Origin of the sequence: Shewanella sp. 10N.286.52.E4, from assembly GCF_041468785.1 — a bacterium.
GTDB lineage: Bacteria > Pseudomonadota > Gammaproteobacteria > Enterobacterales > Shewanellaceae > Shewanella > Shewanella electrodiphila.
Map to the genome: position 1 here is coordinate 135,775 of NZ_JBFRJJ010000010.1, position 25,247 is coordinate 161,021.

Sequence of the window (25,247 nt, forward strand, 5' to 3'; positions counted from 1 at the left end):
TAGCCCCAAAAGAGTAAATAAAGCCTATGACGACCCAAATTTTAATTAGTTGTATTTGCTTAGCGGTGTTTTTCTTTGTGCAACATCAATTAAAGCAAATCATCACTAAGCAATCAGAGAAGAAGCAAATAAATGAGGTCAGAACCCGACTTGTCACTCGGCTCTTATCATATTTATTATTTTTCATTACGGCATCGATTATGGCGGTGTCATTAGGGCTAGGCTATCAAGAAGTTTCCCTATTTGTATCATCAGCTTTTGCTGTGCTTGGGGTCGCTTTGTTCGCTCAATGGTCAATTTTGAGCAACATCACTGCTGGAGTGTTGATATTTTTTGCGTGTCCTTACCGTATTGGCGAAAAAATTAGGATCGTTGATAAAGATGAAGATATGACGGGTATTATTGTCGAGATAAGCTTATTTCATGTCATTTTAAAACGAGATAAGGGGGACTTAATGACGTACCCCAATAGCTTAATGTTGCAAAAAGCGGTGATAAAACTGCCTCATACGAATTCAAAGGCTGGTAACGAGCACCAACCTAAAAAAGATGTTACTCAAGTAGCGGGTAACAATGTCGAAGCTTCAACTGTCAGCGAAACAGAAAACAATACCGTAAGCTAATCAATTTTTGACAAGTCTGACTCACCGTATGCTAGTGCATAAGGCCAGATTTATGAGTTCAAGTTTATGAGCTTAAGTTTATGAGCTCAAGTTTAAGAGTTTAAGTTTCAGTTTCAGTTTATGAGCCCAAATTAATGGGCTCTATTCATCGGTTAGCTTAATACTCTTTGAAAAAATGCCACCGCTTGCAAATACATTTGAAGTGCTAGCGCCGCATCATAGCGTTCGCCCTCGTCACGCATAAAGGCGTGTTGGGCATTCACTTCTTGCCAACTAAAGTTGATTTGCTCTTGCTCCAACTTTTGATAAATCAATTTACGTCCTTCACTGGATACGTGAGGATCTTGTTTACCAAAAATCATTACTAACTCACCAGCGATGTCGCCAGTTCGTGTCAATGAATCATTGCCTTGCTCGCAAGGTAACGTATTTGAATGAATATCCGTTGGGTATAAACAAAATGCGCCACTGATATCGGCATTAAGCGCTGCACGATAGGCTAAATGGCCACCAATACAAACGCCCATTACTCCAACCTGACTGGTGCAATATGCCTGACTACGGGCAAACTCCACCATTGCTTCAGTATCACTGTCATGATGCTCTAGCGGTTTAGCAAATTTATCTGCATTACCTTTGTCTTTTCCAGCATCATCATATTCCAGCACAGTTCCAATTGGGTTTAGCTCATGAAACACTTCAGGCACCATAACAACAAAGCCATGGCCAGCTAAAATTGCAGCGCTTCTAGCAATCGGGGCTGTTTGCTGAAAAATTTCCGAGTAGAAAATAATCGTTGAATACTGGCCTGACTCGTCTGGGCGATAAACATACGTGCGCATCACGCCAGTTGCCGTTGCTATATCATGCACTTCTTTGGTAATGATCATAATCCCTCTTTAATTTTAATCCTTTCACAGTAAGTAAAATGGCTATTCTAGAGCCTGTTTACGATATTAAACCAGCTTAATTGAGTTCGTTATCTGAATGGTGACTCGTCAATAAATCAGTGATATTTTTCAAGGTCGTATAGGCAATGGCATTAAGTGCTTCATCAGTTAAGAAAGCTTGGTGACCAGTAAAAATAACGTTGTGACTGGCAGACAAAATTCTGAACACATCATCCTTAATAATTTCATTTGATTTATCTTGGAAAAATAGCTCTTTTTCATTTTCATATACGTCTAACCCTAGCGAGCCTAACTGACCCACCTTTAATGCTTCCATGGCATCAATCGCATTTAATAAGCCACCACGACTGGTATTGATAACCATGACGCCTGGTTTCATTTTATTAAAGCTTTTTTGGCTCAACAGATGATGATTATCTTCTGTTAGTGGGCAGTGCAAGCTTATGATGTCGCACTGTGGATACAGTTCATCAAGGCTGATGTACTCAACGCCTAAACCTTTAACGACTTCACTTGGATAAGGATCGTATGCAACAACTTTACAGCCAAAACCAAGCAAAATTTTGATAGTGGCGATACCAATTTTCCCGGTACCAATAACGCCAACTGTTTTGCCATGCATGTTGAAACCGACCAAACCTGACAAGGCAAAATTAGCATCTCGAGTGCGTTGGTAAGCTTTATGAATTTTACGGTTTAAAGTTAGCATGATGGCAATGGTGTGTTCGGCGACAGATTCAGGCGAGTATGCAGGGACATTAACAACCGTGATGCCTAATCGTTTAGCAGCATCTAAATCGACATTGTTAAAGCCAGCACAACGCATGGCAATAATTTTAGTGCCACCTTTGGCCAGCTCAACTAAGACTTCTTCACATAAAGAATCATTGACGAAAGCGCATACCACTTCAAAACCATCCGCTAATTTGGCATTTTGCATACAAAGTCGATAATCAAAGTATTCAATCTTGGCACCAAAGTCTTTATTCATCGCATCAAAATGTTGAATATCATAATTTTTTGCGCTGAAGAATCCGATTTTCATTTAACAGTCCTTAGTCAACAAGCTCAAGGGCTTGTCTTAACACACCGATTAACAATTCACGGTGTTATTTTTATAAAATGTCATCTAGCTAGCATACCAATAATTTAGATTTTGCTATAGATCGCTATTCATTCAAGATGAATTTGCTAAGCTGTTACCTCATTAACATCTCAATTATGTGTAATTCATGTCTAAAAAGCAGCATCAAGAAGTTTCTGAATTCCAATTTTGGCTACAACGCTTAGGCAAAACCAGTTTAAGAGCCTTACATATTGTCGGCATTGTCGGTGCTGGCGGTGGACTATTACTGGGAATAGAACAAAATCTTTGGATCAATTACTGGATTTTAGCCATGACTAGCGGCGTGGCATTATTTGCTTGGGAAGTGATTAGAGATTGGCGCTGGTTAATTCAATTGAAAGGCGTGTTAACGATCTTCAAAGTTTTATTGCTGGGTTTATTTATTCCAATGGCAGATTGGAAGCCTGAAATAACAATTTTTATCGTGCTGTTATCGGTCGTAGTATCCCATGGTCCTGCTGGATTACGTCATTATTCTGTGGTCCATAGAAAAGTAATACATGGCAAAAAGGAAATTAAAGGTTAATCTAGTATTATCTTTTGTTATTTTTAAGGTAATAGGATGTTTCCTTATCCGGAGCAATATCGTTTAGCAGCCCCACCGTTAACTACAAGTTTCATGGTGTTTTGGGCACTACTAAGCCACAGTATTTTTGCTGATGCCAGCCCGTTTGCACTTTATCCTTTATTGTCCCTATTCCCACTGGTACTCATTGGGCATGTGTATTTGATTTGGAATGCACAAGGAATGTCGCGACTTGACCAAAGTTTTTACGCACTAGTCCATGTCCCGCTGGCATTTGTTGTCTGGACTTTTACCATTATGCACGTCAATGGTAACGCATTTTCATAAGTGTTTTTGGATAAGCGACTTATTATAAAGGTTAAGTGAACAACGATTTTTATAAACCTTGAGCGGTATAACTAAAACGTTGGCGTCAAAGCACACTAGGGCGTGCAAGCAGTATCATTCATAGATTGCTTGCACTTACTTAAGCTGAAAGGTATCTTTGCCGCGCATTCTTGTAAAGGGCTTACCATGGCAGACTTCATCTACACTCCCCCTACCGATCCTTGGCTCGATATTATCCATGAAGATAAAGATATTATTGTGCTCAATAAGCCTTCAGGACTCTTGTCTATACCTGGACGTGATGCCCAATACCACGACAGCATTTATAGCCGTGTATTAGAAAAGCACCCCAATGCTCAAATCGTACATCGACTGGATATGGCAACATCTGGTGTCATTGTAGTGGCACTGCGTCGTAACGCTGAGCGAGAATTAAAGCGCCAATTTAGAGACAGAGAAACTGCTAAAACTTATTACGCTAGAGTAGCAGGCCACCTTAATCCTGAAATAAAACAAGTCGATTACCCGCTTATCTGCGATTGGCCTAACCGGCCTAAACAAAAAGTTGATCATAAGCTCGGCAAACCTTCTTTAACTCATGTCGAAATAATCAATTATGCTAAGCAGTCAACGCTGGTAAAGTTAACCCCTATTACTGGGCGTTCTCATCAACTACGCGTTCATATGTTGGCATTGGGTCATGTGATCCTAGGCGATGGCTTTTATGCCGACCCATTAGCGAAACGTTTATCTGAACGACTATTGCTGCATGCCGCAGAGCTCACCATTCATCATCCATATAGCCAACAGAAAATGACATTCAATGCTGAAGTGCCCTTTATTCATCCCGTTGGATTGCAATAATACTAAGTTTAATCCAGTCCTTTTCTTGATAACTGCAGTCATTAACCTCAACAGTTTACGTTATGCATAAATTGTTCATGAGAACTTTTTGATAGCCATTGTTCATTATTCATCGTAAATTAATGCCTAATTATAATTTAATTAGGCATTTTACTATGGAAACTCCATTTCAAAGAGATCAGCTAGATAATCAAATTCTTGAAGCATTAATGGAAGAAGCGCGAACCCCCTTTGCAGAGCTCGCTAAACGTTTTGCAGTAAGTGCCGGTACGATTCATGTCCGCGTTGAAAAAATGAAACAAGCAGGCATTATCACAGGTGCAAGGATAACAGTGGATCCTAAAGCTTTAGGCTATGACGTTTGTTGTTTTATTGGCATCAATTTAAAAAGCGCAGGGGATTATCCTGCTGCCATATCAAAGTTAAATGCATTAGAGGAAGTTGTTGAAGCATATTATACCACTGGTAATTACAGTGTTTTTGTAAAGGTAATGTGCCAATCTATCGACGGATTACAGCACGTTTTAATCAATCGCATCCAATCTATTGATGAAATTCAATCAACAGAAACCTTGATTAGCCTACAAAACCCCATTGTTAGAGGTGTTAAGCCTTAGTGTATTTTATTCTTGCCTATAACCAACTTAATTGAGGTATACCTCTAAAGTAATAATTATAATTTACGATAAATTTATTAATTTGTAACAACTTTGATTACCTTTGTTAATTATTTGTGTTAAAAAGTCATTGAGTGCATCGAAGAATGCACCAAACGCATTAATGTAAAAACATAATAAACAGCATTGCCACCGACCTAGTCTCTACCCTACAAATGCTTGGACGTGGTAAATGCTTTAACCAAGGAAGAAGTTGTGAAGACTAAATTATCTATAGCGATATCAGCAGCGTTACTCTCTAGCGCTAGCTTTGCAAACACTCAAATGACAGGCAATAAATATGATTTAGAAATATTGTCTATTGACCAACATAAGAAACCAGCAGTAAAGCTGAACAATATTACAACACCACAGCGATTTATTGTTGAGCTGTCTTCTCCTGCTGTTGCAGCATACCAAGGTGGCACAGCGAACTTAGCAGCAACTGCCGTTTCAGCTAAAGACACTAAATTAAACATTCAATCTACCGCAGTACAAAATTATGCTTCGCACCTTGCTACAGAGCAAAAAGCATTCACAAATGCATTAAGCAGTGTGTCTGCAAACAGCAAAGTCGAGCGTCAATTTAAAACACTGTTCAATGGTGTCACTGTTACAGGTCAAAACCTAACTGTAGAGCAGTTAATGGCGATCCCAGGTGTTAAGTCTGTTTATCCAGAAACTATGTATGACATCAGCATGGATGCCTCACTTCAAGTGATAAATACTGATGCTATGTGGGAAACGGTCAGTGGAATGGAAAATGCGGGCAAAGGTATCCGTGTTGCTGTCATCGACGGCGGTATCCGTCCTGAAAACCCAATGTTTGCTGATGAAGGCTTTGAAGCACCAATGGGTGCTATGCCAACTGATGACTACTGTTCAACGACTGATGAGTCTTTTTGTAATAATAAACTCATTGTTGCCCGCTGGTCTCAACCCACTTTTGAAGTGTGTGCCGATGAATATATGAGCCCGCTAGGTTTCGGTGGTCATGGTACTCACGTGGCAGGTACCGCTGTAGGTAATCAAGTATCAACTCAATTTAACGACATCGATGTAGAATTATCAGGTGTTGCGCCTGCTGCATACTTAATGTCATATAAAGCATTATATTCAAAAGCTGATTGTACTGGTGGTAGCGGCTCTAACATCATGTTAATGGAAGCGCTAGAACATGCGGTTAATGATGGTGCAGATGTTATCAACAACTCATGGGGTGGTGGCGCAGGTGCAGATCCAGCAAGCAGCCCGTATAAAACAATGTTCGAAGCCGCAGAAGCTGCTGGCGTCATTGTGGTATCAGCAGCGGGTAACGATGGTAATGGTGCAAGCACTATCGGCTGTCCTGCTTGTATTGAATCAGGTATTGCCGTAGCAAATAGCACAACGGGTCGTTATTTTGCCAATAGCTTTAATGCCGGCGGCGAAGATTTATTAGCAATTCCTGGTTCTGATACTGTCATTGAAATGGATGTCACGGCACCTGTTATCGCTGCTATAAATGTTGACGAAATGAACTTTGAAGGTTGTGAAGCTTTCCCTGTTGATAGCTTTAAAGGCAGCATTGCACTAATTTCACGTGGTTTGTGTGCTTTCTCAACAAAAGCAGAAAATGCTATTAATGCAGGCGCTGAAGCATTAGTTGTTTACAACAGTAACCCTGGCGCGCCAATTACTATGTCGATGCCTGGTGTGACTTTCCCTTCAATAATGATATCTAACGATGATGGTACTGCAATTATTGATGCTATGGGTGAAACAGCAACTACAGGTACTGTTGGCTCTGAAATTAAGCGCATAATGGTACCAGCTCTAGCAGATACTATTAATAGCTCTAGCTCACGTGGTCCAAACGGTAATCAGAATATGCTGAAACCTGATTTGGCAGCGCCGGGAACCAATATCTTGTCAGCTTATTCCCCTGATGATGGCGGCGAAGATTTCAACATGATTTCTGGTACCAGTATGGCAAGTCCTCATGTTGCAGGTGCTGCAGCAATGATGAGACAACTTCATCCAGATTGGTCTGCAAATGACATTAAAACAGCATTAACATCTACTTCGACTACCGAAGGCATTTTAGATGATGATGCAACGACTGCGGCAACACCATTTGCGATGGGTGCTGGTCGTATGGATTTAGATGCTGCAGCTAAAGCAGTACTAACCTTCGATAAGCCTTCAATTGCAGCTGATTCATGTGTTGGTCCATGTACTTTCACTCGTACTGTCTACAACAAGAGTGACGAAGATACATCTTGGTCATTAGCGGCAAGCAGTGATTCTGCAGGCATTACAGTATCACCATCGATGTTGGATATTCCAGCAGGTGGCTCTGCAACCTTTATGGTGACTGTTGATTCAACCTTCTCTGATTACGGTGACTGGATATTCGGTAATGTAATGCTAACAAGTGCTGCAGGTCTGCAAAATGCGCACTTACCATTAGCTGTCCTTGCTCAAGAGTCTAGTGATGCTTCACTGATTTCTATTTCATCAGATGACAGTGATTTAACTACAGCTGATGATATGGAAATTACCGCAGTATTAAACAACACCATGTTTGAAAATACGGTCACCTTTACAGCTAAAGTACCTGAAGGAACAATGTTAACCTCAGAAGATGATGTTTCAGTTAGCTTAACTAATGCCACTCAAAATGGCTTTAGCGTCAATGAAGATACTGGCGTTATTACCTGGGTCGGTAGTCTTGAGCAATCTGAAATGTCTATCGATGCGTCAACAGGTACCTACCCGAGTATTTTTGATGCTGACTTAGTATTTGTGCCTGCTTGTGATGAAGGTTGTGATGAAAAATCATTTACCTATGAAGGCTTACCTGAGTTCAAATTTAATGGGGTAACATACGACACCATCACAATATCTGACAATGGTATTGTGTTAGTCGGCGGCGGAAATACTGCTGGCACTTGGAATAATAGAGAGCTACCAGACAGCACAAACCCAAATAATATATTAGCACCATTCTGGTCTGACTTTGATTTGAGTGATGGCACTGCTACTGATACTGGTGGTGGTCAACTAGGTCTGAATGTTATTAGTTTATCAACAGGTACTTTCTTAGTTGTTGAATGGAAAGATGGACAGCTTTATGCTGACACATCTGGAACAGGTTATTCATTTAGTGTTTGGATTAAGGCTGGCGATACGGAAGATGTTTCGTTCAATTATCTGAACATTCCTGATATGCCAGCAAACGTATCAATTGGTGCAGAGAATATGGGCGGCACAATTGGCACCACATACCATTACAACGGTGAAGGTTCAGCAGTCACTTCAGGTGATTACTTACAAGTTCTATCTTCAGCAGCTGGCCAAGTTAAAATTGACTATAAAGCAACAGCAAGTGAATTTGACTTAGGCACTATGGACTCTTCAACTACTGTTGAAGAAACTGCTGTGACATTCAATGTACTAGATAACGACACAATGCCTGACCAAAAAGTGGCTCGTTCTCAAGTGACTGGCGATGGTATTACAGCGACAGCTCAACGTATTATTAACACGGCAGCTTCTGGTGACTTAGGAAGTGTTGCAATAGTCGATGAGCCTGCAAATGGTACAGTCACTGTGACTGAATCTAGTGAAGTAACTTATACACCAAATAAAGATTTCTTCGGCAAGGATACCTTTTCATATAGCGCAACTGATGCTGCTGGAACTGTAAGCACTCCTACTGAAGTGGTTGTTGATGTTACTAATGTGAACGATGCACCTACTGTATCTCCTGCAGACAAATCAAGCATTGAAGGACTTACTGTAACTGTTAGTGCTAATGGTAATGATGTAGATGGTGATGACCTGACCTATAACTGGACTCAAATATCTGGTACTGATGTCAGTTTTGAAAATGGTAATGCATCAATCAAATTCACTGCCCCAGCAAAAGGTGCTCTTACATTTGAGGTCACAGCTTCTGATAGTGAACTAGAAAGTGCAACTTCTACGGTAACAGTCAATGTAGATTCTAAACCGAGTGACAGCAGCGGCTCTATGGGCTGGTTAACTACATTACTTCTTCCTTTAGCGGCGTTCCGTCGTCGTAAAATGAAGTCGTAATTGATATTTAAGCTTTAACGTAAAAGCCCAGCAATTGCTGGGCTTTTTTATACCTGAAACATCAAAGATTATTCAGACAATTTATCTACTCATAACATCACTTAGTGGTTAATCACCAATGTCGAAATAAAGTAACCTAATACCGTTGCTGTCGTGACTCCGATAAAACCCGGGATAAGGAAGCTATGGTTAAGAACATATTTGCCAATATTCGTTGTCCCAGATCTATCAAAGCTGATTGCGGCTAAATCACTTGGGTAGAATGGGAAGAAAAAGTAGGCATAACACGCCGGAATCACACCAATAAGCACAGGTGCAGGGATACCTAGCGCAAACCCTAGTGGGAACATAATAGTGAGTACTGCAGCTTGGCTTTTAAGGAAGATTGATGCCATAAACATCGCAATAGCAAATGACCAAGGGTAAGCACTGACTAAATCACTGAGCGAACTCACTAAGTAGGCTTTATGATGGCCAATAATAGTGTCACTTAACCATGCAATACCAAAAATGATCACCACTGCAGTCATTCCTGCAGTAAAGACATTACTATTAACAATCTTTTGCGGTGACACCTTAGTTGCCAATAATATAATCGCACCAACAGATAACATCATAAACTGAATTGCTACCGACATTTTCACGCCTTCTGGCAACACTTCCTTGCTGAACATCGCAATCATGATGACTGATAAGATACCCGCTAAGAATAAAAACAGACCCCGTTTAGCAACCGAATCGGTATGCGCTTGATCGCTAGACTCTACATCAGGATCAATTAGGTTACTGCGAAACTCTTCATCTTTAAGGCGTTGTTGAAACGCTTCATCTTTATCTAAATCTTTACCTCGATTCAAACTCCATGCACAACCTGCAAGCACACCGATTAAGGTAGCAGGGATAGTGACTGACAATACATTGATCAAACTAATATCAAGGCTATTATCCATTGCAGTCGCCATTACCACTGCGGCAGCAGCAGCAATTGGACTTGCTGTAATCCCCATTTGCGAAGCAACCGTAGCCATTGCCAATGGGCGCTCAGGACGAATACCTTTTTTATAAGCAACATCATAAATCACTGGTAAAAGTGGATACACGGAATGACCGGTTCCTACTAACACTGTTAATGAATAAGTACACAAAGGACCGAGGAAAGTAATTTGATTTGGGTGTTTTCTTAATAGCTTTTCAGCATATTTAACCAGTAGTTTAAGACCGCCAGTGGCTTCAAGTGTCGCTGATGCCGCCACAACAGCAAGGATAATCAGCATAACACTGACTGGAGGTGAACCTGGAGCAACCCCAAACACAAACGCTAAAACAGAAACGCCTAATCCACCTAATAAACCGAACGCGACGCCACCATGGCGAATACCAACAAATATTACCGCCAACAACAACAGCATATGAACATAAAACATTAGCTAATCTCCTTAGCAAACATTAAGTAATTGCAGCGACTCCTGCTGCATTAAATTCATTTTCTATGTCATAAACAAATTGGTTATCTATGCGTTGTAGGAATCGCATATTATCATTAGCATAAACAAAGAAAATACAGTTGAAGGCTGACAGAGTGGTTATTATTTTCACAGCCTTCATCTTGTTTATACATCAAATGCAGCACATCAAATATCAGCTAAAAACCATACAGTGACCTTGCGCAAGGATTTCAACAACAGCTTGTTAAATTTGTGATCTGCTCACACCTATACCGATCAAAAGCACTAATTTTCCAATTTAAAAATCACAGAAAACCAAGTAAACATATCAAAAAAGACAACATATTAAATTAGCAATTAATAATATTGAAATAAGGTTTAAATTACTGTTAAAGCTAGAATTGAATAACAGTAGTTATATATGAGGAATTGAATTTATTTAGGGTAATCACTACAAACTTATCTATTTATAATAATGAATCCACTAACTAATAGAAATAGTATTATTAATTAAATCACCAACAAGTCATTTATTTTTACTCTTAAACTCATTCAGTTCTGATACAGCTTAGTCAGACTATGATTGCTCCAACAAAACGAAATAACTATTTTTACTTGGAGTGATTATGAAAACTAAACAACTTATTTTAGCGGGTGTAGTAACGTCAATGATGTCTGTCCCAGCAATGGCATCTGATTGGTTTGTTGGTGGCGCGGCTGGATACCAAAAGAATGCTTACGAGACGACGCAGTTAGACTCTTCTGTTAAAGAGAACGAAAGAGATATGGCCTATCAACTTCGTTTTGGTAAGTATATTAACGACAATAGCCGTGTATATGGTACATATGGCTACAACTCTGAAGACATAGGTAAACAGCAGACTTTCTTATTATCTTATGATTACCTAGTCCCACTCGGACAAAGTAATGTTAACTGGTTTGTGGGGGCAACAGCCGGTATGACTCATACCAGTATCAAGGAAGCAGATTTAAGCTCTGGTGACAATTTTGTGTGGGGTGGTCAAACAGGCTTTATGTACAACATCAACGACAACTGGTCGACTGAAATTGGTTACCAATACCTGAAACAAGACTACGAAAAAGATGTTGCCAATGGCGCTAATACCGGTACATTCTCATTAAATGATACCCAACAAGTTTATTTAGCCATTGATTATAAATTTTAATCTTTAGCGGAATGCCTCAATAAAGAACATTCCATCTAATCAAAAGAATAAAAAGCTCAGTTTTGCTACTGAGCTTTTTTGTATGTCTAAATAAAGAACCAAAGAACCAAAGAACCAAAGAACCAAAGAACCAAAGCATACTTTCATTTCGCAAATTAATACTCACCTATAAACTTACTCAGGAAAGTTCTCTTGAAGATAATTATGAATCTTACTAGAGATCGTGACCAATTCATCTCGAAGCCAGCTATGAGCAGGATCTTGATTGAGCTTTTTCAACCAAATAAGATAATTTGATACTTTCTTATATTCAAAAGGAGGGCGAAATAACTGCAACTTTAGCTGTTCCTTAAATTGTAAAGCTAAAGAAAGTGGCACGACACTAATATAATCTGACTGACTAACAACCAATAAGTTACTAAAAAGTGAGCGTCCATGATAAGCCACTTTACGCTTGGACAAATTAAGGTTGGTATAGTGACTTAAGCTATAGAGATGGTTACGAGTTCTCTCTAAAATAGCATGCGATTCCTGCATGTATTGCTGCTCTGAAATACATCCTTGAATTCTAGGATGTTCCTCGCTACATATCACCACGAACTCATTATCAAATAGTTTCAAGCTTTCAACATTGGGGTGTTCGAACGGCAAAATATCAATCATCAAATCAAATTTTTGCTGTAACAACACCTCATAAAAATTATCGTCTTTATCCATTTGGTCAAAGACTTCCAGTGATATACCTTTATTTTCAATTAATGAAAACTGCTTTAATAGCACCCCTTGCATATGTTCAGGAGCTGTTAGCACAAAACGGCGACTAGAACGCAATGGGTCAAAGTTTCCAAACGAAGTAAAAACACCATTAAGTTGATTTATCGGAGCTTGAATTTGTTGATACAAACTAAGTGAGTAACTTGTTGGCACCACCCCACGGCCTTTTCTGATGAACAGATCTTGCCCAATCTCCTCCTTCAACCTTCCAAGCATGGTGCTCACTGTAGACTGATTAGTATTCAGGTTTTCTGCTGCTTTACTTAAACTGCCATCTTCCATGACCTGTGAAAACACAGCGAGCAGGTTAAAGTTAGGAATATCATTTTTCATTTGCTGTCCTGAATATCCGTGGGGGTCTTAATATTTCGCAATAGCAATATTTCACAATAGCAATATATCGTAATTACGATATTACGATATCGTAATATCGTATATATCAAAGATTACTATCGAATTAACATGACGTCATTAAATAAAAGAAATTCATATTAGTTCAATAATCTGAGGTATCACATGACTTCTTCACTGAAAAAACTGTTAATTTCTGTCGCGATCAGTTCTGCACTGATCCCTGCATCTGTCGCGTTTGCAACTCCAACTACTGAAGCCGAATCGGCAACAGGCCAGTCTCTGCAAACAAGTTCAGCCGCACATTATCAAAACATTGATTTTAATAAGCGCTATAACGATGGTGTGTTGTTTGAACATGAATCTAATTTGTTTTGGGGTAAAGGCGAGCGCATTAAAGTGCTTTCTAAAACAGGTGAGACATTAGCTTATGTTGAAGACTCTCCTCTAGTACATGACGCGCTAACAAAGCATAGTCGTAAAATGGATCAAGCCATCATTCAAGTCGATGATAACGTATTTCTTGGATACGGTTATGGTCTAGATACACCTGTGATGATTGAAGGTGATGACGGCATTATCATTGTCGATCCAGGTGAGTCAGTACAAATGGCTGCCTCTGTGAGAGATGCTTTTAGAGAAATCACCGACAAACCTGTTAAAGCCATTATCTACTCTCATAACCACATTGACCACATTTCTGGTGTTCGTGCTTGGGTAACCGATGAAGAAGTCGCATCAGGCGAAGTGAAAATTATTGCTCAAGAAGGACTAACTGCAGCAGTGGCTAACTGGTCTTCAAATCTAGGCACCTTATTTGGTCACCGCACATCTTACACAGGCGCAAAACATGTTGAAGAAGGCAAACACGGTACAGTGAACGACGGTTTAGGCCCTCGCTTCATGCAAGGTGATATCTCATTCATTGAGCCAAATGTCACCCTGAAAGATCGTTTAGACATCACTATCGCAGGTGTTGAACTACAAATAGTCAACGTGCCTTCAGAAACAAAAGACGAAGTTGTTGTTTACCTGCCTAACCAAAAAATACTTCATGCAGCAGAAGTATTACAAGGTGAGAACTTCCCGAACCTACACACTATTCGTGGGACCAAGTTCCGTGATCCTGCAATGTGGTTTAAAGGCATTGATGTAATGCGTGGTTTTGATACTGAAATCATGATCAACTCTCACGGACGCCCAGTTGAAGGTAAAGAAGCAGTAGCAAACGTATTAACTTCTTACCGTGACGCAATTCAATATACCCATGACCAATCTATTCGCTACATGAATAAAGGCATGACACCAGATGAACTTGTTGAAGTAGTAAAACTGCCTAAGCATCTAGCTGAACATCCTTGGCTTGGTGAGCATTACGGCACTGTCGCTCATGCTGTTCGTCAAATTTATGTTGGTTATGTAGGTTTCTTTGAAGCTGATCCATGGCAGTTAGAGCCAATGGCATACGAGCAACGCGCAAAAGCATTTGTTGAATTAATGGGTGGTAGAGACAACATCATTAAAACAGCAAAAGCAGCAATAACTGCTGAAAACTACACCTTTGCAGCAGAGATCTTGTCGTACCCAATTACGATCAACAAGCAAGACACTGAAGCACGTGAAATGAAAGCTAAAGCTTATAAAGAATGGGCAGCAAATCAAGTGAACATCAACTGGCGTAACTGGGCATTAAATGCATCAGCTGAGTTAGAGGGTACACGTGATTTTTCTAACCTGATTAGCTTTGCCTCTGTAGATGTATTAACTGCACTACCTAGCGCACAAATTTTCGACATGATGACAGCAACATTAATTGCAGAAAAAACACTCAATGTTGCAACTGCGATGACATACAAGTTTGCTGACACCAATGAGTCAATGACTATTGAAATCCGTAACGGTATTGCACAGTTACATACTACACCATACTCAGGTGCGGATATCCAGATAGAAACCACTCGGAAAGTGTTAAACCAAATCCTGATTGCAGGTCCTAAAGCACAACAGGTGATAGGCGAAAACTTAGGCTCAGGCAAGTTCAAGTTTACTAATGGCGATATCAAAGATTTTGGATTGTTCATGAGTTACTTCGACAAACCAATGACGCCAGAAGAACTTAAATTAATTGTTCGATAACACGTCAACTAGAGGGGCTGTATAGCCCCTCCGTTTTAGGTGGTCACTATGTCTCGTCTATTACTATTACTTATATGTTGGGTGCCATTTTTCGCAAATGCATGCGGCATACACCAAGACACAGGTTTATTCCTTGTCACCGAACCAGGGTCACTTCCAGTATTTGAAAACACCGTTAATGAAAGACAAAACGGTAGATTCAATAGCTTAAAAAGCCCTGAGCACGTCAAGGTTTACCAGTTCACTAAGGTGCTATCAAACAGCAATCAAAAAGTTTCTTTCAGTTTATTTGAGCCAGTAAAAGGCCATTACAGTGAAGTCTTGATTTCTGAGCACACCAAATTACAACACCGAGAAACACAGCCCTCACCTACTGAGCTATTGCTAATCGCTGAGCTAGATGTACTTGAGGCGTTAGCCACTAAACAACTTAGTTGGTCTGATGCAAAAACGCTTGGTTTAGTCCGCATCAATGGGCAAGCCAAAGACATAGCAATGCTCGAGCGATGGTTTGTAGATTTATTTTAATCGGCTCGCGGTAATTAATGCATATTGCATTTGCTAAGGAATGTTATGAACGTAATTAAAACCATTTTATCTAAACTAGCCACCGTCTTTATGGTGCTTATCAAATTCGTATCCTTTATGGCATTGATGCTTGGTGGCGCATATTTATTAGCGCCTATGGGGCTCATTAATTCTAAAGATATCGATATGAGTCTTTTTACTAATACGCCAAATGACACCATGATGATTCTGTTTAACTCAGAGTATTTCAGTGGCTACTTATTTTCAGTCACCATTGCCCTGGTCATCTTTGTTATCTATCTACTTTGGTCAATACATGAAGTGGCAGTCCATCGCACAGAAAAAATGCACAGCTCTCACGTCCAGCTAGTGTTTGCATTGTCATTATGTGGCCTGTTCATCCATAAAGCTTGGTGGGTATTAGCCATCATTATCGCTTTTGCCAACTGGTCTGAAATTGGTGAGTCCATAAGCAGCGTGATTAGAAACAGTCGAAATAAAACCAACGACTTAAAAAACACCTCGAATGAAATAAACAAGGTAGAGGACTAATACTATGAAAGAAGTCATGATCCCTTACATCTTATTAATGTGGATACTCGTATCAACAGGTGCCATTAAATGGACCTTACGCAGTTGCTTTTGGATTGTCTCTGGCGGCGTATTAATTCTGGTTATATTGGGCGTACTTTCACGCCTTTGGGCGCCGGTTGATTTAACTTATTCCTCAACCGTCAAAGCACCTCATGCAGTGCTATCGCCTTTGTTCGGTGAGGAAATTGATCAAGTACATGTTCGTCATAACCAAATCGTCAAACAAGGCGAAATTATTTATACCCTTGTAGACACTAAATCTAACGCTGAAGTTGAAAAAATTAAATCCTCAATCGTTACGCAAGAAGAAAGTATCGCCCAGTTTATTAGAGATTTAGAGCGAACAAAGACATCGCCAGACATTTTTAAAAAACGAGACGTTGAGTATTACCAATCACAACTGCGTATTGCCAAGGCAACTCTCATATCGCTTCATGCCGACTTGGAGCAAACCCATTTTGAGCAAAGCCGAAAAACAGTTCGAGCTCAGTTTGATGGCCAGGTAGCAGTCGTAAATGTCGCAGATGGAAGCCGTGTAGGTAATATGCACCTTTATGATACTGGCAAAAAGTTTATTGAAATGCGCATTCCTGATCAAACGTTTCGCTACGTAGAAAAAGGACAATTTGCTGAATTTTATGTTGATGCTTATCCCGGTGAAGTATTCCGAGCTCGCGTTCACAGCTTTACGGCTGGTACAGGTGAGTCATCGATTTCACCAATTCAAGGGCCACAAAGTGTTAGACAACATGTTGGTGCCAATACCAGTAGTCATGGACGTACAGTGATTCTTGAGATTTTTGAGCCTGAAGGCAAAATTATCCCAATTGGCGCAACGGGTTCTGCTTGGATTGCAGCAAACAAACCACACCCATTTTTCAGTTTTATCGATGTGATTGGCGCAGCAACGGTTCGTCTTCATTCATACAAGTCCTACTTAAATGCGATGTAACTTTTCAGGCTCGCCTCATAACAGAGGCGAGTACCTGTTAACTACATTAGTAAAGACGAATTAATAAGGTTATCCATGAATACTAAAATCACAGTACCGTTACTTTTATCATTATTAGTGGCAAACAATGCATTGGCAGGGGCTTATATGTTCCCAGAGCTGGGCGGCGTGAATGTAAGTACGGCAGGCGCCGGTGCTCAAGCTTTGGCAGAAGGTGCAGAAACCGCGTTTGCAAACTCAGCTGCTATGACGAAGATTACTCAGCCCACCTTAGCTTTTAATATACAAGGCATGGTGTCAGACATTGCATATACTGATACTGGTTCTGATGGAATATTTGCTGGCGGAGAATCTTCAACTCAAGCTGGAACAGCAATGCCAGCAGGTGCTATGTATTACGTCACACCAATTAATGATAGTTGGAGTGCAGGTATTGCTCTGGTATCGGCAGGTGGATCAGTCATTGATTACGGGGCTGACTTTCCGGGCGCATTATTGTTGCAAGACGCTCAGCTCGTTACCGTACAGTTAAACCCAAGTGTCGCTTATAAAGTTAACGAGCAGTTATCTCTGGGTGTTGGCCTAGTTGCTGAGTACGGCCAGCTTGAACAAAATTTTGCAGGAACTGACAAGTTTAAGACCCAAGCAACGGGTAGTGATCTAAACATTGGCTATACCTTAAGTGGACTGTACGAGTTTAACGATGATCATCGACTCGGCTTTTCATACCGTTCAGAAATAGAACATGGCATGGATGGTAACTTAACCATTTCCAATCAAGGGCTTGACTCTTCAGTTGGTATCATTATGCCTGCCACTGCGTCTTTAAGTGGATATCATAATGTCACTGACAAAACGGCTTTGCTATGGAGTTTAGGCTGGACCCAGTTTAGCTCTGTTGCAACAACCGATATTGAACTGGATTCCCGTATTGTCGAGATCCAAAGGCAGTGGGATGACACAGTAACCGCAAGCGTTGGGGGCTACTATCAACTTAACGATAAATGGCGACTAGAAGGTGGTATATCTTATGAATCATCACCGCAAGATGACCCAAGGATGCAATACCCAGATGTGCCAACTGGCGAGCTTTGGAAATATGCAATTGGTGCCACATATGATTTAAACCAGAACTGGCGCATGAATTTTTATTATGAATACCTTGACGTAGGAACCCCAAGTATTGAATTTCAGCTAGCAAATTCAACGCTTAGAGGAGATTATTCAGCAAATATTCACTTCTTTGGTTTGATGACAAACTATCGTTTTTAACTGTAAAGAACAGCTTATAAAATATTTTTCGATAACACTGACGGGGCATATACTGCCTGTCAGTTTTTCAACAAAGTAGCTTAACTGAACTTTAGCCAAAAACACCAAGCTAGTTTTTAGCGACTTTAGCCCCTAAGCAGCCCAGCTCATATTAGTCCAAAACAACCACGCCAAATCAAATCAAATCAAAGCAAATAGCACACAGCAAAAAAGACAACACAGCAGGCGCCAAATTATTTCTTGGCAAAAAATCGTCACACTTGGAGGTTTTTGAGGTAAATATTGGAGGTTACACATTGATTCTGGATGCCCAGAAACAAAAAAACCTACTATTTAATAGTAGGTTAGAGAGATGGTACCGGTGGGCGGACTTGAACCGCCACGCTCGAAAGCAACGGATTTTGAATCCGTCGTGTATACCAATTTCACCACACCGGCATCATATTGATGTCTCAACAGAGCTAGGCTCAATCGAGAGTCAGAATTATACCTAGGCCATTAACAATGGCAAGCTCTTTAATGCGCTATTTAGTCTATTTACTTTCAACAGCTCAAATCTCATTCAACCAGCGCTCTTTGCTGCGCTAAGCTGACTCTAAACAACAGCTCACACGTCCCTTTCGAAAATTCGCTTCTAACTCGACACCATGTAAATAGTGATCGATTGCAGAGTTTACTAATTTTTAATTCATTACATTAGCATTCTAGCAATAACCGACAAGTTAATTGATCGAGATCATAATTGTTAAAAGATGTATCTAGTATGTTATTTATGACTTCACAATAAAGGAGATAATAAAATGGCATTCTGGTTAGATTTAATGTTTGGTAATGCAATAGGTTTGCTATCTATGATTGTCATCTTCTGCACTATGGGAATTATGTCGTACATGATGTGGATGTTTATAGTGAAGTCGGCTCCAAAGAAATAGGTGTTACTTATTTTTATTTTAGTCAGTTTTTTTGTGTTTTTTAGCAAATAATTAGGGGGCAATTAGCCCCCATTTTTCTGCCTAATAAACATGAAATCAATGGTAAGTGATCATGGTTGGTGATTAAGCAGCATGTTTTCTAGGTTGCACTAAACCATTAATGAATTGCGGCCTGGCTTTAATCAAATGCGACAATTCTTCTTTACTGGGCTCACCAGCAGGTAATCGTAATACATCGCGATTCAAATACACTCTCGCTTTCATCGAAATTTTATACTCAGCTGTCGGGCCTTGTATCGCGTAATGACGTTCATTACCCACTAACTCAAGAATACTCGTCGCAACTAATCCCTTCACCGCCAGTTCGTTTTGAGGTAATGCCAAAATAGTGGCACCTTGAAGGAAGAATTCACGCAACAATGCACGCTCAGCAGGATCCAGCAATTTAACTTTAGACTCAATGGTTTCTATCGCGCGTTTTTCACGTAAATAATTAATAGATTCATCAACAACAAAAGTGAATAACTGACTTAAGAAGAAAGCTGCGCCGACAATGAGACCTAGGCCAATAAAATGACCATATTCGTTCACTAGGTTATCTAACGATAAAGTCTGCAAGACATGAGAAGGGGCAAACAACAATACAGCACAAGCAACAACCCACCAGAGCATTACACTGACAAGCACACGCTTTGCGTTGGCAAATTTTAAGTTATCTAATTTAATTTTCATCATCTCGCTTCCAAAGTGTCAGATTTTTGAATCTAATACTTCAAAAGCAATTTTGATGCCAAATAGTACGCATTAATCAGCTTATTAAAACAATAACTTACTTTTCAGCTAGCCTTGCTAACACACGACTCGCAGCAATAAAGCCAAATGTGCCTGTAACCATTGTCACAGCGCCGAACCCTGATGCACAATCCATACGCATACTACCTTCTGCTGTCGCTTTAGTACTGCATACTGAACCGTCACTTTGAGGGTAAACCAGGTGTTGAGTAGAAAACACCGCATCGACAGCAAAACGTCGTTGGACATTTTTAGTAAAATTATACTCACGACGTAAAATCCCTCTCACTTTAGCAAGTAATGGATCTTGGATCGTTTTAGCTAGATCGGTAAGTTGGATTTGAGTGGGATCAGTTTGCCCACCAGCGCCGCCGACAGTGACAATTTTGAGTTTATTTCTTTTACACCAAGCAATTAACGCGGCTTTTTGTTTTACTGCATCAATACAGTCAACAACATAATCGATCGATAAAGGATCGCTTTTAGTTCCGAGGTACTCTGCTAGGTTGTCAGCAGTAACAAAATCCTCAATCTCATTGACGACACATTCAGGATTGATGTCGCGAATACGCTGTGCCATCACTTCAACTTTAGATTCGCCCACTGTTGATGTCGTCGCATGGGATTGGCGATTAATATTAGTGACACAGATATCATCCAAATCAATCAAGGTAATCTGCCCAATTCCGCTTCGGGCTAATGACTCAGCAACCCAGGTCCCTACCCCACCAATACCAATGATAACAACATGAGCATTTGCAAAGTTTTGCAGTGCATTTTGACCATATAAACGGCCTATACCACCAAAACGATTTAAATAAGATTCTGACAACATGTAACGCTCTTGAGTACTCACTAATAAAGGGGCGATATTTTATCCGAAACTGATACAAACCGATATAACTGAACAGTGAAAAATGAGAGTCGATGTCTTTATTATTACTTTCGTTGAATTCAATAACCATACGACACAGTTGTTACCTACAGACGCCAATTAAGTAAACTTAATTGATTTACCGTTAAACAAGCTAAAAAACATGTTACCCATAACCGTAAACCTTGTAAATCAATATGATACATATCGAATAAAACCAGCCTTTAGTGACAATAATCACACTTTTTAGTGAAGCTTTTATGTCAGTATCAGCCGCAGATAAAGGATCCTAAATAATAGCGCTTACCGCTAAATTATTAGCGAGTCGCTATTGTTATCAATGTTGCGCACAACTGATGAGTGCGTAACAAAATCAAGCCCTTACCAAAGGAAGATTAAGATGATGAAAAAAAACCTGATCACTGCTGCTATTGTATCTTGCACAGCAATGACCTCTTTCACTGCGTTAGCTGATGGCCCAAATTTTTATGGTCGCGCAGATCTTGCATTAACAAATTCTGATTTAGGTGTTGCGACACAAAATCAAAAAGACGGCACAGTTATCGAGAATAACTTTTCTTGGTTAGGTGTTAAAGGCAGTGAAAAAATCAATGAAAACTTCGAAATTCTTTACCAAATGGAATTCGGTGTAAGTAACTTTGATAACTCAGGCGATACTTTCGCAGCTCGTAACACTTTTATTGGTCTTAAAACCAATGCAGGTACGGCTTTAGTGGGTCGTAACGACACTGTGTTCAAAGCTTCTGAAGGTGGCTTCGATTTATTTGGTAACAGTAACTCTGATATCGATTTATTAGCAGCAGGTCAAACGCGTTCAGGAGACGGTATCAGCTACTACTCTCCAAAAATTGCTGACATAGTGACGTTCAACGCAACTTACTTAATGGATGACAACTATGAGTCACAAAGTGATTCAATGTATGCATTAAGTGCAACGCTAGGTGATAAAGCACTTAAGTCACAAAACTTCTATGCCGCTGTTGCTTACCAAGATGGTATTACAGATGTCGAAGCGTACCGTGGTGTGGTTCAAGCTAAATTCGGTAACTTCATTGTTGGTGGCTTATACCAAAACACTGAAAGCTTAAAAAGCGAGTTAGCTCACCTAGAAGGTGACTCTTACTTCATCAATGCTGCATATGTAATGGGCAACCTAAAGCTTAAAGCAATGTACGGCTACGATGATTCAGGTCTTGGTAAAATCGTTGACCGCCGCACCGGTCAATTAGAAAGCCAAAGTGATGTCAACGTGTTAGATGCACGCAAAGACGTATCTGACGTTGAAATCCAGCAGTTCAGCATCGGTGCTGATTACCGTTTAAGTGCTAATACATTAGTATACGGACACTACACTAAGTACGATGGCGACATGAAGCTAAATGGTGTTGTTGAAGACTTAAGTGATGATATTTTCACAGTTGGTGTTCGTTTAGACTTCTAAACTGTCCTTAAGCTGTTGAAAAATATTACAACGAATTGTTAAGCAATTGCTAAAGCGACCTAACTAGGTCGCTTTTTTTTGCCCTAGACATTCCAATTGAAATTTCCAATATGCAAAACTGCATAACTCTAGCTGACACAAGCCACAAAACTTAACACTTTAGCTACAACTTAACTAACCAGAAAGTCAACTACACCAAGCCTTACACGATATTGACAATTTGTGGAACCTCTATAAATAGGTAGTTTGCTATATTGGTGTTAACTAATGGCTAAAAGTATCGAACTTGTCACATTTTTTCATCAAAACATTACGTTATCCCATAAAGTTTGACATAGCCCACAACTTAAACAGCTCAAACCTGTAAAAATCCTCTCAAGTTCACGTCGTTGACCTATTACTATTTAGATAGTTCCGTGACTGAAATTCACTAAAACACCCCCACTTAAAGGGGATAGAACCTCAGGTTCTAAAGGGAGTATGAAGATGAAAAAGACGCTAATCTCAGCATCTGTAGCCTCAGTAATTGCATTAACTTCTTTCGGCGCTGCAGCTGAAGGCCCAAACTTTTACGGTCGTTTAGACTTAGCTGTGACCAATTCTGACACTGGTGCAACGACTCAAGAAGGAAAAGAAGGTACTGTATTCGAAAACAACTTCTCTCACATTGGTGTAAAAGGCAGCGAAAAAATCTCTGATGCTTTCGAAGTGCTATACCAAATGGAATTCCAAGTTGAAAACACGTCTTCAAGTTCAGATGTTTTCAAGGCTCGTAATACTTTCCTAGGTTTAAAATCTGACTTCGGTACAGTTTTAGTGGGTCGTAACGACACAGTATTCAAGCAAGCAGAAGGCGGCGTTGACGTTTTCGGTAACACCAATGCTGATATTGACCGTCTTGTAAGTGGTCAATTCCGTAAAGCTGATGGTATCTGGTACTACTCTCCAAAAATCGCTGATTTAGTTACATTAAACGCGACTTACCTAATGGAAGATAACTACACAGACGCTAATGGCAACGAATCTTATGAAGATCAGTACGCACTAAGTGCAACCATTGGTGACAAAAAACTTAAAGCTCAAAACTACTATGTAGCAGCGGCTTACAACACTATTGGTGGCATCGATGCTTACCGTGCTGTTGCTCAAGTTAAACTAGGTGATTTCAAAGTGGGCGGTTTATACCAAAACACTGAAAGCCAAACTACTGATCAAGAAGGTGATTCTTACTTCTTAAACGTAGTTTACAACCTAAATGGCGTAAACTTGAAAGCTGAATATGGCGTTGATGAAGCTGGTTTTGGTAAATACTACAGCAACATTGCAGAAGTTGACGGTTCTGACATCAACGTAACTTCAATCACTGTCGGTGCTGACTACCGTATCTCTAAGTCAACGCTAGTATATGGCCACTACGCTATGTACGAAGGTGACCACAAAGTTGCTGGCGCTAAAATCGATTTAGAAGATGACAATATCTTCACTATTGGTATGCGTTACGACTTCTAATTGATTGAGTCACTAGGCTCATTTCAATAAAGCTATACCAAAAAAAGCGACCCCGAGGTCGCTTTTTTTATGGTGTCATTTTAGTGAACTTAACAAATAAGATTACCCTTTACGGGTTAACACATAAGCCGCTTCATTAAGCCAAGGAACATTCTTTTTCACAAAACGCTGATTGTCAGCAAGCACATCAGCGCACTCAAGTAACTCAACCTCAAAATCAGCAGCAAGATGCGTCTCTATCCATTGCGGGCTAACGGCAAATGGCGGGCCATTGAGCGCAGATTGATCATAATCCAGTGTCACTAATAAGCCCTTAACGCCAGCAGGAATAAGTTCAGCCAGTTTTTTAGCGTACTGTTGGCGCATGGCTTCTGGCCACGCAATGAGTGCGGCGCGATCATAAAATGCGTTAATTGAATGGGTTGATTCGTTAGCTAAGGTGAAAATATCACCCTGGATCAGTGAAACCTGCTCAGTTGAGTAAACTTGATGTTCACCGTGAGTTTGACGATTAACTGGTAGGTTGTTTTCTTTGAAAAAGTCTTCGACAGCAATTTGATTTAACTCGCAGCCAAGCACACTATGGCCCTGCTCCGCTAAATAACACATATCTAGGGATTTGCCACATAAAGGTACAAATACTTCCGCAGATGGTTCTAGCGATAAACGCGACCAATACTTAAGCAGAAATTCATTAATTTGAGGTTGATGGAATCCAATTTGTTTCAAATCCCATTTTTCGTGCCAAAAGCTCGGCTCCATGATAACAAACCCTTGTTCAGTAACTAATGGGCTTCACTGTAATCACAAAAATACTGAGATGCAACACACCATATAAGCTTGGTCACTCACACAGCGTTAGCAAATTGACTTATCATCAAGCCAAATACGGCAATCGTCACTTAACTCTTATCAGCTCAGGACACTCAAGCTAAGCTAATTTATTGAGCAATAAACCTTGGGGACTTACTCAGGCTCACCCTCTAGCACAAACTGGACTTTCTTAAGCCATTTACAGTTGTCACATTGGCAGTTACGACGAGAAAGATGATGCGGACTCAAATTAGAATCAACAAAATCCACTGCTATCAATAGTTGCTGCTTCAATTCATCAACGGATTTCTTCTCTATGGCAACTAGTTCATCATTATGATTCATCCAGATACACTCTTCGCCTTGATGGCAAGTGGTACACTGTTCATCACTGGCATTATAAAAGATGGCATGTGGACAATGCGTCACTTCCATTGACTGTAAAATTCGCTGACGAGGAAACCTAAACAGTGGAATTAAATCTGCTTTATTGATGGTAGGCATAAGCGC

24 protein-coding genes and 1 tRNA gene are annotated in these 25,247 nt (G+C 40.1%); 15 read left to right on the forward strand and 10 right to left on the reverse strand.

The genetic code is table 11. The annotated features are described in order from the left end of the window. Positions 1 to 26 precede the first annotated feature (26 nt). Positions 27 to 623: a mechanosensitive ion channel family protein gene (locus AB4153_RS05680; RefSeq protein ID WP_102526594.1), complete on the forward strand. Its 597-nt coding sequence runs from the start codon at positions 27 to 29 to the stop codon at positions 621 to 623. A gap of 152 nt (positions 624 to 775) precedes the next feature. On the opposite strand, the gene AB4153_RS05685 is transcribed toward AB4153_RS05680, so the two are convergent. Together AB4153_RS05685 and AB4153_RS05690 are read right to left on the reverse strand one after the other, a co-directional pair. Then, positions 776 to 1,513 carry a dienelactone hydrolase family protein gene (locus tag AB4153_RS05685; RefSeq protein WP_248956261.1) on the reverse strand — a complete coding sequence of 246 codons (738 nt, stop codon included), beginning with the start codon at positions 1,511 to 1,513 and terminating at the stop codon, positions 776 to 778. Positions 1,514 to 1,589: 76 nt separating this feature from the next. Further along, a complete protein-coding gene (locus AB4153_RS05690) occupies positions 1,590 to 2,579 on the reverse strand; it encodes a 2-hydroxyacid dehydrogenase (RefSeq protein ID WP_248956262.1) in 990 nt (329 codons plus the stop codon). Positions 2,580 to 2,766: 187 nt separating this feature from the next. On the opposite strand from AB4153_RS05690, the gene AB4153_RS05695 reads away from it, so the two are divergent. From AB4153_RS05695 to AB4153_RS05715, 5 genes are all read left to right on the forward strand, one after another. Beyond that, positions 2,767 to 3,186: a hypothetical protein gene (locus tag AB4153_RS05695; protein ID WP_303514706.1), complete on the forward strand. Its 420-nt coding sequence runs from the start codon at positions 2,767 to 2,769 to the stop codon at positions 3,184 to 3,186. A 36-nt stretch (positions 3,187 to 3,222) separates the two neighbouring features. Beyond that, complete coding sequence (locus AB4153_RS05700; protein WP_102526598.1) at positions 3,223 to 3,513, forward strand: hypothetical protein; 291 nt, start codon at positions 3,223 to 3,225, stop codon at positions 3,511 to 3,513. Between the two features lie 186 nt (positions 3,514 to 3,699). Then, on the forward strand, positions 3,700 to 4,377 hold the full coding sequence (rluA, locus tag AB4153_RS05705) for a bifunctional tRNA pseudouridine(32) synthase/23S rRNA pseudouridine(746) synthase RluA (RefSeq protein WP_102526664.1): 678 nt from the start codon (positions 3,700 to 3,702) through the stop codon (positions 4,375 to 4,377). A gap of 155 nt (positions 4,378 to 4,532) precedes the next feature. Further along, complete coding sequence (gene asnC / locus AB4153_RS05710; protein WP_055022683.1) at positions 4,533 to 4,994, forward strand: transcriptional regulator AsnC; 462 nt, start codon at positions 4,533 to 4,535, stop codon at positions 4,992 to 4,994. Between the two features lie 255 nt (positions 4,995 to 5,249). Further along, positions 5,250 to 9,116, forward strand: a complete 3,867-nt coding sequence (locus AB4153_RS05715; RefSeq protein ID WP_371996648.1) for a S8 family serine peptidase — start codon at positions 5,250 to 5,252, stop codon at positions 9,114 to 9,116. A 101-nt stretch (positions 9,117 to 9,217) separates the two neighbouring features. Here AB4153_RS05715 and AB4153_RS05720 read toward each other — a convergent pair whose 3' ends face one another. Both AB4153_RS05720 and AB4153_RS05725 read right to left on the reverse strand, forming a co-directional pair. After that, a complete protein-coding gene (locus tag AB4153_RS05720) occupies positions 9,218 to 10,540 on the reverse strand; it encodes an anaerobic C4-dicarboxylate transporter (protein ID WP_371996649.1) in 1,323 nt (440 codons plus the stop codon). Positions 10,541 to 10,562: 22 nt separating this feature from the next. Beyond that, a complete protein-coding gene (locus AB4153_RS05725) occupies positions 10,563 to 10,712 on the reverse strand; it encodes a hypothetical protein (RefSeq protein ID WP_371996651.1) in 150 nt (49 codons plus the stop codon). Positions 10,713 to 11,187: 475 nt separating this feature from the next. On the opposite strand from AB4153_RS05725, the gene AB4153_RS05730 reads away from it, so the two are divergent. Then, positions 11,188 to 11,748, forward strand: coding sequence for an outer membrane beta-barrel protein (locus AB4153_RS05730; protein ID WP_371996653.1), 561 nt, complete (start codon positions 11,188 to 11,190; stop codon positions 11,746 to 11,748). 174 nt (positions 11,749 to 11,922) lie between these two features. On the opposite strand, the gene AB4153_RS05735 is transcribed toward AB4153_RS05730, so the two are convergent. Further along, complete coding sequence (locus tag AB4153_RS05735; protein ID WP_371996655.1) at positions 11,923 to 12,855, reverse strand: LysR family transcriptional regulator; 933 nt, start codon at positions 12,853 to 12,855, stop codon at positions 11,923 to 11,925. A gap of 183 nt (positions 12,856 to 13,038) precedes the next feature. Between AB4153_RS05735 and AB4153_RS05740 the strand changes: the two genes are divergently transcribed. From AB4153_RS05740 to AB4153_RS05760, 5 genes are all read left to right on the forward strand, one after another. Further along, positions 13,039 to 15,009, forward strand: coding sequence for an alkyl sulfatase dimerization domain-containing protein (locus AB4153_RS05740; protein WP_371996657.1), 1,971 nt, complete (start codon positions 13,039 to 13,041; stop codon positions 15,007 to 15,009). A 48-nt stretch (positions 15,010 to 15,057) separates the two neighbouring features. Beyond that, on the forward strand, positions 15,058 to 15,537 hold the full coding sequence (locus tag AB4153_RS05745; protein WP_371996658.1) for a hypothetical protein: 480 nt from the start codon (positions 15,058 to 15,060) through the stop codon (positions 15,535 to 15,537). A gap of 45 nt (positions 15,538 to 15,582) precedes the next feature. Next, positions 15,583 to 16,089 (forward strand): magnesium transporter, encoded by a 507-nt coding sequence (locus AB4153_RS05750; RefSeq protein WP_371996660.1) that lies wholly within the window; start codon positions 15,583 to 15,585, stop codon positions 16,087 to 16,089. Between the two features lie 4 nt (positions 16,090 to 16,093). Further along, positions 16,094 to 17,083: an efflux RND transporter periplasmic adaptor subunit gene (locus AB4153_RS05755; protein WP_371996661.1), complete on the forward strand. Its 990-nt coding sequence runs from the start codon at positions 16,094 to 16,096 to the stop codon at positions 17,081 to 17,083. Between the two features lie 75 nt (positions 17,084 to 17,158). Continuing rightward, positions 17,159 to 18,355, forward strand: coding sequence for an OmpP1/FadL family transporter (locus AB4153_RS05760; protein WP_371996663.1), 1,197 nt, complete (start codon positions 17,159 to 17,161; stop codon positions 18,353 to 18,355). Positions 18,356 to 18,708: 353 nt separating this feature from the next. Here the strand turns inward: AB4153_RS05760 and AB4153_RS05765 are convergent. After that, a tRNA-Leu gene (locus tag AB4153_RS05765) sits at positions 18,709 to 18,793 on the reverse strand. Between the two features lie 362 nt (positions 18,794 to 19,155). Between AB4153_RS05765 and AB4153_RS05770 the strand changes: the two genes are divergently transcribed. After that, positions 19,156 to 19,287, forward strand: coding sequence for a DUF3149 domain-containing protein (locus tag AB4153_RS05770; protein WP_065109785.1), 132 nt, complete (start codon positions 19,156 to 19,158; stop codon positions 19,285 to 19,287). A 123-nt stretch (positions 19,288 to 19,410) separates the two neighbouring features. On the opposite strand, the gene AB4153_RS05775 is transcribed toward AB4153_RS05770, so the two are convergent. Next, the gene (locus AB4153_RS05775) at positions 19,411 to 20,022 is read right to left on the reverse strand and encodes a superinfection exclusion B family protein (protein WP_102526602.1); all 612 of its coding nucleotides are present in this window, start codon (positions 20,020 to 20,022) and stop codon (positions 19,411 to 19,413) included. Positions 20,023 to 20,116: 94 nt separating this feature from the next. Then, the gene (gene tcdA / locus AB4153_RS05780; protein ID WP_102526665.1) at positions 20,117 to 20,911 is read right to left on the reverse strand and encodes a tRNA cyclic N6-threonylcarbamoyladenosine(37) synthase TcdA; all 795 of its coding nucleotides are present in this window, start codon (positions 20,909 to 20,911) and stop codon (positions 20,117 to 20,119) included. 445 nt (positions 20,912 to 21,356) lie between these two features. Here tcdA and AB4153_RS05785 point away from each other — a divergent pair, with 445 nt between their 5' ends. Together AB4153_RS05785 and AB4153_RS05790 are read left to right on the forward strand one after the other, a co-directional pair. Next, positions 21,357 to 22,415, forward strand: a complete 1,059-nt coding sequence (locus AB4153_RS05785; RefSeq protein ID WP_371996722.1) for a porin — start codon at positions 21,357 to 21,359, stop codon at positions 22,413 to 22,415. A gap of 486 nt (positions 22,416 to 22,901) precedes the next feature. Further along, the gene (locus AB4153_RS05790) at positions 22,902 to 23,924 is read left to right on the forward strand and encodes a porin (protein ID WP_303514747.1); all 1,023 of its coding nucleotides are present in this window, start codon (positions 22,902 to 22,904) and stop codon (positions 23,922 to 23,924) included. Between the two features lie 102 nt (positions 23,925 to 24,026). Here AB4153_RS05790 and AB4153_RS05795 read toward each other — a convergent pair whose 3' ends face one another. Beyond that, the gene (locus AB4153_RS05795; protein WP_371996665.1) at positions 24,027 to 24,686 is read right to left on the reverse strand and encodes a thiopurine S-methyltransferase; all 660 of its coding nucleotides are present in this window, start codon (positions 24,684 to 24,686) and stop codon (positions 24,027 to 24,029) included. A gap of 204 nt (positions 24,687 to 24,890) precedes the next feature. Continuing rightward, the gene (locus AB4153_RS05800) at positions 24,891 to 25,241 is read right to left on the reverse strand and encodes a hypothetical protein (RefSeq protein ID WP_371996667.1); all 351 of its coding nucleotides are present in this window, start codon (positions 25,239 to 25,241) and stop codon (positions 24,891 to 24,893) included. Positions 25,242 to 25,247 lie beyond the last annotated feature (6 nt).

What these genes read in the sequence shown, in the direction of transcription:
- AB4153_RS05680 (WP_102526594.1), top strand. Translation starts at nt 27, where the DNA reads ATGACGACCCAAATTTTAATTAGTTGTATTTGCTTAGCGGTGTTTTTC.
- AB4153_RS05685 (WP_248956261.1), bottom strand. Translation starts at nt 1,513, where the DNA reads ATGATCATTACCAAAGAAGTGCATGATATAGCAACGGCAACTGGCGTG.
- AB4153_RS05690 (WP_248956262.1), bottom strand. Translation starts at nt 2,579, where the DNA reads ATGAAAATCGGATTCTTCAGCGCAAAAAATTATGATATTCAACATTTT.
- AB4153_RS05695 (WP_303514706.1), top strand. Translation starts at nt 2,767, where the DNA reads ATGTCTAAAAAGCAGCATCAAGAAGTTTCTGAATTCCAATTTTGGCTA.
- AB4153_RS05700 (WP_102526598.1), top strand. Translation starts at nt 3,223, where the DNA reads ATGTTTCCTTATCCGGAGCAATATCGTTTAGCAGCCCCACCGTTAACT.
- rluA (WP_102526664.1), top strand. Translation starts at nt 3,700, where the DNA reads ATGGCAGACTTCATCTACACTCCCCCTACCGATCCTTGGCTCGATATT.
- asnC (WP_055022683.1), top strand. Translation starts at nt 4,533, where the DNA reads ATGGAAACTCCATTTCAAAGAGATCAGCTAGATAATCAAATTCTTGAA.
- AB4153_RS05720 (WP_371996649.1), bottom strand. Translation starts at nt 10,540, where the DNA reads ATGTTTTATGTTCATATGCTGTTGTTGTTGGCGGTAATATTTGTTGGT.
- AB4153_RS05730 (WP_371996653.1), top strand. Translation starts at nt 11,188, where the DNA reads ATGAAAACTAAACAACTTATTTTAGCGGGTGTAGTAACGTCAATGATG.
- AB4153_RS05735 (WP_371996655.1), bottom strand. Translation starts at nt 12,855, where the DNA reads ATGAAAAATGATATTCCTAACTTTAACCTGCTCGCTGTGTTTTCACAG.
- AB4153_RS05740 (WP_371996657.1), top strand. Translation starts at nt 13,039, where the DNA reads ATGACTTCTTCACTGAAAAAACTGTTAATTTCTGTCGCGATCAGTTCT.
- AB4153_RS05745 (WP_371996658.1), top strand. Translation starts at nt 15,058, where the DNA reads ATGTCTCGTCTATTACTATTACTTATATGTTGGGTGCCATTTTTCGCA.
- AB4153_RS05750 (WP_371996660.1), top strand. Translation starts at nt 15,583, where the DNA reads ATGAACGTAATTAAAACCATTTTATCTAAACTAGCCACCGTCTTTATG.
- AB4153_RS05755 (WP_371996661.1), top strand. Translation starts at nt 16,094, where the DNA reads ATGAAAGAAGTCATGATCCCTTACATCTTATTAATGTGGATACTCGTA.
- AB4153_RS05760 (WP_371996663.1), top strand. Translation starts at nt 17,159, where the DNA reads ATGAATACTAAAATCACAGTACCGTTACTTTTATCATTATTAGTGGCA.
- AB4153_RS05770 (WP_065109785.1), top strand. Translation starts at nt 19,156, where the DNA reads ATGGCATTCTGGTTAGATTTAATGTTTGGTAATGCAATAGGTTTGCTA.
- AB4153_RS05775 (WP_102526602.1), bottom strand. Translation starts at nt 20,022, where the DNA reads ATGATGAAAATTAAATTAGATAACTTAAAATTTGCCAACGCAAAGCGT.
- AB4153_RS05785 (WP_371996722.1), top strand. Translation starts at nt 21,357, where the DNA reads ATGAAAAAAAACCTGATCACTGCTGCTATTGTATCTTGCACAGCAATG.
- AB4153_RS05790 (WP_303514747.1), top strand. Translation starts at nt 22,902, where the DNA reads ATGAAAAAGACGCTAATCTCAGCATCTGTAGCCTCAGTAATTGCATTA.
- AB4153_RS05795 (WP_371996665.1), bottom strand. Translation starts at nt 24,686, where the DNA reads ATGGAGCCGAGCTTTTGGCACGAAAAATGGGATTTGAAACAAATTGGA.
- AB4153_RS05800 (WP_371996667.1), bottom strand. Translation starts at nt 25,241, where the DNA reads ATGCCTACCATCAATAAAGCAGATTTAATTCCACTGTTTAGGTTTCCT.